Raw genomic sequence first — 10,981 nt, forward strand, 5'->3', positions numbered from 1 at the left:
GATCGGGACATGAGCCTCCGACCACGGCCCGGCCCGCGCGCACCAAGGGGAGCCGGCTCCCGCCCCCGCGCCGCCGCACCGCCCCCGGGGGCACCGACAGCCAGACAGGGCACCCGACTTCGCCCCTGCGTACGACCCACCCCGCCCGCCCGCCGCCCCCCGGACCGCCTGGCGAAGCTCATGAAACACCTGCGCACCGGCCTCCTCCTCCCGATCCTCCTCACCCTCGCGACCCTCTGCACGGCGACCGCCCTCACCACCGCCCTCCTCCAACGCGCCTACCTCCTCGACGAGTTGGACGACCAGGTCGCCACCGCCGCCCAACTCGGCCTGGCCGCAGCCCAGTCCCGCCCCGGCAACCCCGCCTTCCTCCCCGACTCGGGCCGTACACAAGGCCTCCTGGCCGCCCGCCCGGCAGCCGACGGCACCTTCCTGGCCGCAGCCGTCACAGGCCCCGGCGCCCTCCCCGCCTCCCTCACCCCCGCCCAGCGCACCGCCCTCACCGGCATCGCCCCCGACGGCACCCGCCACACCCGCACGGTCCCCGGCCTCGGCCCCTACCGCCTCACCGCCCTCGACCACCAAGGCGTACGCGTCCTCATCGGCCTCCCCCTGGCCGGCGTACACCGCACCATCCGCACCCTGATCCTCACGGAAGCGGCCGTGGCGGCGGCCGGCCTGACAGCGGCGGCCTGCGCCTGCGCCCTCCTCGTACGACGCCGGCTGCGCCCGCTGCTGGAGCGCGCCGAATCCGCCGACGCCGCCCGCCGCCGCGCCGAGGAGCGCATGCGCCGCTTCCTCGCCGACGCCAGCCACGAACTGCGCACCCCGCTCGCCTCGATCGCCGGGTACGCGGAACTCATGAACCGCGGCGCCGGACCCCTCGCCCCCGACCTCGCCTGGCGCCGCGTCACCGCCGAGTCCGCCCGGATGACCGGCCTCGTCGAAGACCTCCTCCTGCTCGCCCGCCTCGACGAGGGCCGCCCGCCGCAGCGCGCCGAGATCGACATGGCGGCGCTCGTCGCGGAGGCCGTCTGGAAGGCGCGTACGGCTCCCGAGGACGCCGAGGACCACGAGTGGCAGCTCGAACTCCACCTGGACACCGTCCCGTTGACCCTCGGCGACGAGACGGCGCTGCGCCGCGCGGTCGACAGCCTCCTCGCCAACGCCCGCCAGCACACCCCGGCCGGGACCAGGGTCACGGTCAGCCTCACGACGGACCGGGACAGCTGCGCGGTCCGGGTGCGCGACGACGGCCCCGGCATCCCCGGCGCCCTGCTGCCCACCGTCTTCGACCGCTTCACCCGCGCCGACACCGCCCGCACCCGCGCCCACGGCAGCCCCGCCGGATCCGGGCTCGGCCTCGCCGTCGCGAGCGCGATCGTCACCGCCCACGGCGGCGCCCTGACCGTCCGCAGCGAGCCCGGGCACACCGAGTTCACCATCGGGCTCCCGCTCGCGGAGGCGGCGCTCATGCCGGTGGCACAGGCGGGCCGGCAGCGGTAGGCAGACCCTGTTTACAACCACGCCGCACAGCGCTACCGTCCGCCACAGATGAGGTGGGAGCGCTCCCACCCGGTCGGTCGGACCGGAACCCGCCGGCACGCCGAGGGGCGCTCCCGCCTCACCCAGGCACACCCCGCACACCCCCCGACTCCCGTACGGCCGTACCGGAAAGGACGGAATCCTGTGCCATGTCGTACCTCTTCAAGCCTGGCATGATCACGCCAAAAAAGCGGAGCTTACGGCACCGCTCCCTCCTGCTCGTCCTCGTCTCCGTGCTCGCCCTCGTCCCCGCGCTGGGACTGATCCTCTCGACCGGCGGCAAGGCGGAGGCGCACGGCACCCCCATGAAACCCGCCAGCCGCACCTTCCTGTGCTGGCAGGACGCGCTGACCTCGACCGGTGAGATCAAGCCGGTCAACCCGGCCTGCCGCAACGCCCAGCAGGTCAGCGGGACCACGCCGTTCTACAACTGGTTCTCCGTGCTGCGCTCCGACGGCGCGGGCCGCACCAAGGGCTTCGTCCCGGACGGCCAGCTGTGCAGCGGCGGCAACACCAACTTCACCGGGTTCAACGCGGCCCGCGACGACTGGCCGGTCACGCACCTCACGGCGGGCCGCACGATCGACTTCTCCTACAACGCCTGGGCCGCGCACCCGGGTTGGTTCTATGTGTACGTCACCAAGGACGGCTTCGACCCGACGAAGACGCTCACCTGGAACGACATGGAGGACCAGCCCTTCCTGACCGTCGACCACCCGCCGCTGCACGGCAGTCCGGGCACGGTCGAGGCCAACTACTCCTGGTCCGGGCAGCTTCCGGCGAACAAGTCCGGCCGCCACATCATCTACATGGTCTGGCAGCGCTCGGACAGCACGGAGACCTTCTACTCCTGCTCCGACGTCGTCTTCGACGGCGGCAACGGCGAGGTCACCGGCATCCATGAGCCCGGCGACCCCAACCAGCCGGTCCCCGGCACCTGTTCGGCGACCCGCAAGACCACGGGCACCTGGAGCGGCGGCTACCAGACCGAGGTCACCGTCACCAACTCCGGTGACGTCCCCATGCTCGGCTGGATGGTCGACTGGTCCCTGCCGGACGGCCAGAAGGTCGACAGCCTGTGGAACGGCAACGCGACCTACAACGGCCAGGCGGTGATGGTCCACAACGCCGACTGGAACGGCTCCCTGAGTCCGGGCCAGACGGCGAGCTTCGGGTACGTCGTCACGGGCGGCGCCGGGGACAGTACGACGACCCTGCCGTGCCGGGTCGGCTGAGCCGCCGCTGAACTCCGGCCGGGCCGAGGGGGGTTGGGGCTTCGGGGGAGCCCCGACCGGTGCTCGGTGCGGGCCCGGTGGCATCGAGCCGTGTGTCACCGGGCCCGCGAGCCGGACGGTCCCAAGGGGGGAGCGGGACCGGCCGGGGAGGGTCCCCCGTCACCCGGATGGGACACAGGTGAGGGGGAGCCTGGGGGAGGACAACGCTGTGAGCGGGCAACGTTGTCTGGGGTCTATACCTGTACTGTACAGCGTCAACTGCCGTTGCCGTCAAATGAGTTGAGGCCCGCCGGGGCGCGGGAGGCACCGGCGGGCCGGACGGCCGCTACGCCTCCGAGGCCGGCTTGCGGCGCCGCACCGCGAACCAGACCGCCCCGGCGGCCAGCACCAGCGCCGCCCCGATCGCGGCCCAAGTCCCGCCGGACATACCGCTGTTGCCGTCCTTCTCGGCGGCGACCGGAGAAGCCTCGGGGGCGCTCGGCTCGGGGGAAGGCGTCGAACTCGGCGTCGGAGTCGGCGAGTTCAGAGCCGCGCCGGGCGCCGCCGCCGTCAGCTTCAGCACCGGCGCCGGGTTCCCCTCGTGACTGTGCCCGGCCTCCTCCTCCGCCGCCCCCGCCTTCTCCAGCTCGATCCAGCGGTCGACCTTGCCGTCGGCGTAGGTCTGGAGCGTCTTGAAGACCAGTTCCTTCGCGTCCGGCAACTGGCGTACGACGACCGAGACCTCGGCGTCCTCGCCGACCGGGAGGGCGGGGCCCTCGACGCTGTAGCCGTCCGAAGTCGCCTTCAGGGCCCAGCCCTTGGGGCCCTTGCCGTAGGTGACGTCGGCTGGGGCGATGCCCTCGGGGAGGACGACGCGGACGGCGGTGATGCCGGAGGTGGCCGACTCGGACTCGGCGTGGGTGGTGAGGGTGACGTTCTGGGCGAGCGCCTGGGCCTGGTCGGCCTCTACCTCGACGTGCGCGAACGCGGGGCTCGTGGTGAGGGCGACCAGGACGCAGGCGGTGAGGGTGGTGCGGCGGAAAGAGGGCATGGGTGTACGTCTCCAGGGCAGGGTGCGGCGCGGGCCGTGAGTGGTCGGAAAGGGGTGCGTGGGCTCTTCGGGGAGCCGTGTCACTTTCCGGCCGGTGGTCCCCTGCGGATCACCACGTCCGCCAGCAGCGTCCCGCCGGGCCGCCGCCGGGGCGGGTCGGCGTACCCCGAACAGGGCTGCGGCCACGGTGAGTTGACCGTCGTACGGCCGCCGAGCAGGGCCGCGACCGTCGCCGTCCGGGAGCGCAGGCTCGACGCGAAGCCCCGGGCCAGGGTCCAGCAGACCGCGTCCGCGCGCTGGAGGAGTGCCGCGACGAGCAGGGCCGCCAGCGCGTGGCCTGCGGTCATCGTCCAGGAACCGTGGGCGGCTTGGGCGGTGTGATGGGCGTGGCCCATCGGCAGCGTGCCCAGGTCGGCGGCGTGTTCCTGGCCCGCCGTGAGCCACAGGTGCAGTCCCGCCTGCGCGGCGGCGCACACCGGGGCCACGACCGGCAGCGACCTGGGCCGGCGCACACCGCGCAGGCCGATCGCGAACAGGACCGCCGCGCCCAGGGCAACGCGCCGCCAGTCCAGGGGAGTCGCCGAGGTGAGGTGGTGGGCGCTGGTGCCGAGAGCCGTGCCGGCCGCCGCGAAGACCGCCGCCCGCAGTGCGGGCAGCGGCGCGCGGCGCGGCGTACGGAACTCGGTCATGGTCCGCCCATTGTGGAGCACTTGGGAGTGTTCCTCAGGGATACGGCCGGTCCGGTCGGGCTGTTCAGGTGCCCAAGACCCCGTGCAGCCAGCGGAGTTGCCTCGCGGTCTGGACGGCGTCGCCGCCCTCGTGGCCGTTGAAGGGGTAGGCGTGGATCTCCTTGTCCGGCTCCGAACTCGCCAGCTCCGCATAGCGGTTGAAGGCGGCGAACGCTCCGCTGGGCGGGCAGACCGTGTCGCGCAGGCCGACGCCGAAGTGGGCCGGCGCCTGCGCGCGGCGGGCGAAGGAGACGCCCTCCATGTAGGAGAGCGTGCGGTAGGTCTGGTCCACCGCGTCCCGGTGCACGGACAGATAGGCGGCGATCTCGCCGTAGGGGCCCGCGTCGGTGAGGTCCAGGGCGCGCCGGACACCGCACAGCAGCGGGGCGGTGACGACGGCCGCCGCGAGGTCGGGCACCAGACCCGCCACGGCCAGCGCGAGCCCCCCGCCCTGGCTGTTGCCGACGGCCGCGACCCGGGAGCCGTCCACCCCGGGCAGCGCCCGCACCGCCGCCACCGCGCGCACGGCGTCGGTGATGAGCCGCCGGTAGTAGTACCGCACCGGGTCGAGCAGCCCGCGTACGACGACCCCGGGGCCGCCCTCGGCCGGGGGGTACGGGTCGGGGGTGGCGCCGCCGCCGTTGCCGTAGCTGTCGCCCTGGCCGCGGTTGTCCATCAGCAGGTGGGCGTAGCCGGCCGCCGGCCACGTCAGGCGCTCGTGCGGCAGGCCCCGGCCGCGGCCCCAGCCGGCGAACTCCACGACGGCGGGCAGGAGTTCGGGCATTCCGGCCGGGCGGGTGTACCAGGCGCGGACCGGGGCGCCGCCGAAGCCGCGGAACGTCACGTCCCAGGTCTCCGTCAGCTTCAGGCCGGTCGCCACGGGTTCGGCGGTGACCTTCAGGTCGGTCTCCGCCGCCGCCTTCAGCGTGCCCTCCCAGAAGTCGTCGAAGTCGTCGGGCTCCGCCAACTCGGGCCGGAACGCTTCCAGTTCACGCAGCGGCAGGTCGAACGCGGGCACCGGCTACACCTCGCAGGATTCGGTGGGGCAAGGGAAACTTGCGGAGCTGAACGGGGTCGGGCTCGGATGTTCTACCCGTCTTCCGGCCCTTCCAACGCGCCACGGCCGCCCCGGGAATCTCCCGCATGACCCATTGACAGCGCTTTCTGGATGCCCATAAGTTGCCGCGAAGTTACCGGTAAGCGCTCGAAAGTTTCGGTTCCGCGTTCCCCCGCCCGGAGGCCCGAGCATGAGCACGTCCATTCAGCCGGCGCCCCCACCCGGCACCCAAGAACCCTCGCCCGCCCGGTCCGCCGGCGGCCGGCCGCGTCCCAGCGCGCGCCGGAGCTGGCGGCGCGCGCTGCGCCGGGACTGGCAGCTGTACTCGCTGGCCCTGCTGCCGCTGCTGTTCTTCCTCGTCTTCCGCTATCTGCCGATGATCGGCAACGTCATCGCCTTCCGCCGCTTCGAACCGGGCGGCTCCCTCCTCGGTGAGCAGTGGGTCGGGCTGCGCTATGTGCGCATGTTCCTCAGCGACCCGACGTTCTGGCAGGTCTTCCGCAACACCCTGTGGCTGGGCCTGCTGACCCTCGTCTTCTGCTTCCCGGTCCCGATCGTGCTGGCGCTGCTCCTCAACGAGGTGCGGCGCGGCTCGCTGAAACGGTTCGTGCAGTCGGTCTCGTATCTGCCGCACTTCCTGTCGATCGTCATCGTCGCGGGCATCACGATGCAGATGCTCGCCACCGACGGACCCGTCAACCACCTCCTGGGCTGGTTCGGTCACGACCCGGTCAGATTCATCCAGGAACCCGACTGGTTCCGTACGGTGTATGTCGGTTCGGAGATCTGGCAGACGGCCGGCTGGGGCACGATCCTCTACCTCGCCGCGCTCACCACGATCGACGAGGACCTCTACGAGGCCGCCCGCATCGACGGCGCGAACCGCTGGCAGCAGACCTGGCACGTCACGCTGCCCGGCATCCGGCCCACGATGATCACGCTGCTGATCCTCAACATCGGCACGTTCATGGCGGTCGGCTTCGAGAAGATCCTCCTGCTGTACAACCCGCTGACCTACCCGACCGCCGACGTCGTCTCCACCTACCTCTACCGGGCCGGCGTGGAGTCCAACAGCTTCAGCTACGCGGCGGCGATCGGCCTCTTCGAGGCGGTCATCGGCCTGGTCCTGATCACCTCCGCGAACCAGCTCTCGCGGCGAGCCGTGGGGACGAGTCTGTGGTGAACGCGCCTGTTTCTCGCGGGACTTCGGTACACCGGCCCACGCGCGGCCACCGCGTCTTCCAGGGCGTGAACGGCGTGGTCCTGACCGGGGTCGTGGTCCTGACCCTCTACCCGTTCGTCAACATCGTCGCCCGCTCCTTCAGCGGCGAGCGCGAGATCCGCGCGGGCCAAGTCACCTTGTGGCCCAAGGGGTTCGACCTCACCACGTACAAGACCGTCTTCAACGACAGTGTCTTCTGGCGCAGTTACGGCAACACGGTGTTCTACACGGTCGTCGCGACGCTCATCGCCATGATTCTGACCACCTGTTACGCCTATGTCCTGTCGAAGAAGAACCTCAAGGGGCGCGGATTCCTCATCGGGGTCGCGGTGTTCACGATGTTCTTCTCCGGCGGGCTGATCCCGAACTACGTCCTCGTCACCAGCCTCGGCCTGAAGAACTCGGTGTGGGCGATCGCCCTGCCCAACGCGATCAGCGTGTTCAACCTGCTGGTGATGAAGGCGTTCTTCGAGAGCCTGCCGGCCGAACTGGAGGAGGCCGCCGAGATCGACGGGCTCAGCACGTACGGCATCCTCGCCCGGGTCGTGCTGCCGCTGTCCAAGGCGGTCGTCGCGACGATGATCCTGTTCTACTCGGTGTCCTTCTGGAACTCCTGGTTCCAGGCGTTCCTCTACCTGGACCGCACCGACCTCATGCCGGTCACCGTCTATCTGCGCAACATCATCGCGGGCGCCACCGGGGCCGCCAACGCGGGCGCCACCACCGAGCAGGGCACGCAGGTCGCGGCGAGCATCCAGGCCGTGACGATCGTGCTGACCTCGCTGCCGATCCTGTGCGTGTACCCGTTCGTCCAGCGCTACTTCGTCTCGGGCGTGATGCTCGGCGCGGTCAAGGGCTGACCCCGCCGCTTAGCTGAGGAGTATTCCGTGAAGAAGAACTCCCTTGGTAACACAGGACAGTTGTCACGCCGTCAACTCCTGGCCGCCGCAGGGTTCGTGGGCCTTGCCACCCTCACCGGCTGCGGCAGCGGTGACGACAGAGGCTCGAAGGACCTGTCGAAGAAGCAGAACGGCGCGATGCGGGACTACCACGCCGGGCAGCAGTTCAAGGCGTCGAAGGCACTGTCGTTCTCCCTGCTCCACAACGACAACCCGGCCTACCCCATGAAGAGCGGCTGGCTGTTCTGGAAGGAGCTGACCCGGCGCACCGGCGTCACCCTGAAACCGGTCTCCGTGCCGCTCAGCGACTACGAGAAGAAGCGCAGTCTCCTCATCGGCTCCGGCGACGCGCCCTTCCTGATCCCCAAGACGTACCACCCGGCGGAGGCCGCCTTCGTCTCCTCCGGCGCCATCCTCCCGGTCAGCGAGTACGTCCATCTCATGCCCAACTTCCAGGACAAGGTGAAGAGATGGCGGCTGGAGCCGGAGATCGACTCCATCCGCCAGTCCGACGGCAACTACTATCTGCTGCCCGGCCTGCACGAGAAGATCAAGTCCGGCTACTCGCTCGCCCTGCGCACCGACGTCCTGAAGAAGCTGGGCCTCGCCACCCCCACCACCTGGGACGAGGTCTACACCGTCTTCAAGGCGATCAAGGCCGCTTACCCCGACCGCTACCCCTTCTCCGACCGCTGGAACGTCAACACCCCTTTCCCGCCAGGGGCGTTCTTCGGCTACCTCGGCCAGGCCTACGGCGTCCAGGCCGGCTGGTCCTACGACAACCTCAGCTGGGACGCGGCGAAGAAGCAGTTCGTGTTCACCGGCGCCACCGACGCGTTCCGCCACATGCTGGCGTTCGTCGCCAAGCTGGTCGGCGAGAAGCTCATGGACCCCGAGAGCTTCACCCAGACCGACGACGACGCGCAGGCCAAGCTGCTCGGCGAGAAGTCCTTCGCGATCAGCGCCAACCCCCAGGCCCTCGTGCAGGATTACCGCTACAACCTCAGCAAGCAGGTCAAGGGCGCCACGATCGAGATGATCCCGGTCCCGCTCGGTCCGGCGGGCCCTGTGGTGCTGGGCGGCGGCCGGCTTGAGAACGGCGTGATGATCTCCAGCAAGGCCCTCAAGAGTGACGACTTCGTCGCCATGATGCAGTTCGTCGACTGGCTCTGGTACTCCGACGAGGGCCAGCGCTTCTCCAAGTGGGGTGTGGAGGGCACGACTTACACCTACAGCGGCGGCCAGTACAAACTGGCGCCCGGCATCTCCCTCATGGGCTCCGACCCCGGCGCCCCGAAGGACCTCCAGAAGGACTTCGGCTTCTTCAACGGCGTGTTCACCTACGGCGGCAGCTGGGCCCTCGTCTCCTCCTCCTTCAGCCCCGACGAGAAGAAGTTCCAGGACGTCATGTCCCAGCGCACCCAGCTGCCCGTCGCCCCCGCCCACCCGCTGGAGTCCTTCGAGCAGGAACAGGCGACCCTCTGGGACACCCCGCTCAAGGACCATGTCGGCCAGAACGCCCTCCAGTTCGCCCTCGGCAAGCGCCCGCTCTCCCAATGGGACGCCTACATAGCCGAGTTGAAGGCGAAGAACATGGATCAGCTGGTCGCTCTGCACAACAAGGCGTACGCGCGCTATCAGAAGGAGCACGGGTGACCGGCGCAGAAGGGGCAGGGGCGATCCGCGCAGAAGGAGCACGGGTGATCCGCGAAGAAGGGGCACGGGTGATCCGCGAAGAAGGGGCACGGGTGATCCGCGTCCCCGCCGACCCCGTCGGCCGCCTGACCGACGCCTGGCGGCGCTGCGTCGGCACCGGCCGCGCCGAACTCGCCCTGCGCCGCGACTACCAGGACTCCCTGACGGTCATCCAGCGCGAGATCGGCTTCCAACACATCAGAGGCCACGGCCTGTTCAGCGACGGCATGAGCGTCTACCGCCCCTACGACTGGCAGGGCACCCGCCGCGTCCACCACAGCTTCACCTACGTCGACCAGGTCATCGACGCCTACCTCGCCCACGGCATCCGCCCCTTCCTCGAACTCGGCTTCATGCCCGGGGAGTTGGCCTCCGGTGACCAGACGGTGTTCTGGTGGAAGGGCAACGTCACCCCGCCGCGCTCGTACCCCGAATGGGCCGACCTCGTCCGCGCCACCCTGGCCCATCTGGTCGACCGCTACGGCCTGGACGAGGTCCGCACCTGGCCGGTGGAGGTGTGGAACGAGCCGAACCTGACGATCTTCTGGGAGGGCGCCGACGAGGCGGCCTATCACCGGCTGTACGAGGTAACCGCCCATGCAGTGAAGGAAGTTGACGCCGGTCTCCAGGTGGGCGGTCCCGCCGTCTCGCCGGGGTCCGACGACTGGCTGCCGCGCTTCACCGAGTTCACCGACCGGCACGACGTCCCCGTCGACTTCGTCTCGCGGCACGCGTACACCTCCGGTCCGGCGCAGGAGGTGCCCTTCGGCACCTACCAGACGCTGGCGCCGGCGCGGGATCTGCTCCGGCAGTTCGCGCTGCCGAGGGAGCAGCTGAAGGGGACACGGTACGCGGAACTCCCGGTGCACATAACGGAGTTCAACTCCTCTTACCGTCCTGACAACCCCGTCCACGACACGGCTTTCAACGCCGCGTATCTCGCGCCGGTGCTGGCGGAGGGGGGTGAGGTGGCGGACTCGTTCTCGTACTGGACGTTCAGTGACGTGTTCGAGGAGGTGGGGGTGCCGACGGCGATATTCCACGGGGGGTTCGGGCTGCTGACGCATCGGCAGATCAAGAAGCCGACGTTTCATCTGTATGCGTTCATGGCGCGGATGGGGGCGGATGTGCTGGCGCGGGGGGAGCGGTGTCTGGTCACGCGGGACGGGGAGGGGCGGGTAACTGTCTTGGCGTGGGCGCCGGTTGATCCGACGGGGGAGACGGCCGGGGTCGCGGGGCATGAGGTGCGCTTGTCGGTTCCGGTCGCGGGGGAGGGGGTGTTCGTGCGCCGCTCGACGGTGGATGAGCATTCCGGCAACGCGTACGCGGCGTGGCGGGAGATGGGGAGTCCGCGTTCGCCGAAGCAGGGGCAACTGGATGTGCTGCACGAGGCGGCGGAGCCGGCCCGGAAGCATTACCGGCTGCCGGTGGAAGAGGGGCGCGTAGAGGTGCGGCTGGTGTTGGCCCGCCACGAAGTGACTCTCGTGGAGCTGACGCCTTTGGTGGACGAGACGCCGGAGTGGTGGGACGGGGCCAGGCTGCTGGGGAGGACAAGTGGCTCATAGCATCG

The 10,981-nt window shown here is 70.2% G+C and carries 9 protein-coding genes; 6 read left to right on the top strand and 3 right to left on the bottom strand.

All coding sequences use genetic code 11. The features are described 5' to 3' along the window. The first annotated feature begins 180 nt into the window (after positions 1-180). On the top strand, positions 181-1,506 hold the full coding sequence (locus ACYUD3_RS01090) for a sensor histidine kinase (protein ID WP_470961961.1): 1,326 nt from the start codon (positions 181-183) through the stop codon (positions 1,504-1,506). A gap of 188 nt (positions 1,507-1,694) precedes the next feature. Further along, positions 1,695-2,780 (top strand): lytic polysaccharide monooxygenase auxiliary activity family 9 protein, encoded by a 1,086-nt coding sequence (locus ACYUD3_RS01095; RefSeq protein WP_470961964.1) that lies wholly within the window; start codon positions 1,695-1,697, stop codon positions 2,778-2,780. 325 nt (positions 2,781-3,105) lie between these two features. Here ACYUD3_RS01095 and ACYUD3_RS01100 read toward each other — a convergent pair whose 3' ends face one another. The 3 genes from ACYUD3_RS01100 to ACYUD3_RS01110 all read right to left on the bottom strand — a co-directional run bounded on the left by ACYUD3_RS01100 (position 3,106) and on the right by ACYUD3_RS01110 (position 5,556). Continuing rightward, the gene (locus ACYUD3_RS01100) at positions 3,106-3,810 is read right to left on the bottom strand and encodes a DUF1775 domain-containing protein (RefSeq protein WP_470961967.1); all 705 of its coding nucleotides are present in this window, start codon (positions 3,808-3,810) and stop codon (positions 3,106-3,108) included. Positions 3,811-3,890: 80 nt separating this feature from the next. Next, on the bottom strand, positions 3,891-4,499 hold the full coding sequence (locus tag ACYUD3_RS01105) for a hypothetical protein (RefSeq protein WP_470961970.1): 609 nt from the start codon (positions 4,497-4,499) through the stop codon (positions 3,891-3,893). Between the two features lie 64 nt (positions 4,500-4,563). Continuing rightward, positions 4,564-5,556 (bottom strand): acetylxylan esterase, encoded by a 993-nt coding sequence (locus ACYUD3_RS01110; protein ID WP_470961973.1) that lies wholly within the window; start codon positions 5,554-5,556, stop codon positions 4,564-4,566. 229 nt (positions 5,557-5,785) lie between these two features. Between ACYUD3_RS01110 and ACYUD3_RS01115 the strand changes: the two genes are divergently transcribed. The 4 genes from ACYUD3_RS01115 (at position 5,786) to ACYUD3_RS01130 (ending at position 10,976) form a co-directional block, all read left to right on the top strand. Further along, on the top strand, positions 5,786-6,778 hold the full coding sequence (locus ACYUD3_RS01115; RefSeq protein WP_470961976.1) for an ABC transporter permease: 993 nt from the start codon (positions 5,786-5,788) through the stop codon (positions 6,776-6,778). After that, the gene (locus ACYUD3_RS01120) at positions 6,775-7,677 is read left to right on the top strand and encodes a carbohydrate ABC transporter permease (RefSeq protein ID WP_470963863.1); all 903 of its coding nucleotides are present in this window, start codon (positions 6,775-6,777) and stop codon (positions 7,675-7,677) included. The genes ACYUD3_RS01115 and ACYUD3_RS01120 overlap by 4 nt, the downstream gene beginning before the upstream one ends. Before the next feature lie 27 nt (positions 7,678-7,704). Beyond that, positions 7,705-9,372: an ABC transporter substrate-binding protein gene (locus ACYUD3_RS01125; RefSeq protein ID WP_470961979.1), complete on the top strand. Its 1,668-nt coding sequence runs from the start codon at positions 7,705-7,707 to the stop codon at positions 9,370-9,372. A gap of 92 nt (positions 9,373-9,464) precedes the next feature. Continuing rightward, positions 9,465-10,976, top strand: a complete 1,512-nt coding sequence (locus tag ACYUD3_RS01130; protein ID WP_470963866.1) for a GH39 family glycosyl hydrolase — start codon at positions 9,465-9,467, stop codon at positions 10,974-10,976. The last annotated feature ends 5 nt before the right edge of the window (positions 10,977-10,981 follow it).

This window comes from Streptomyces sp. AMJ-169 (assembly GCF_055597585.1).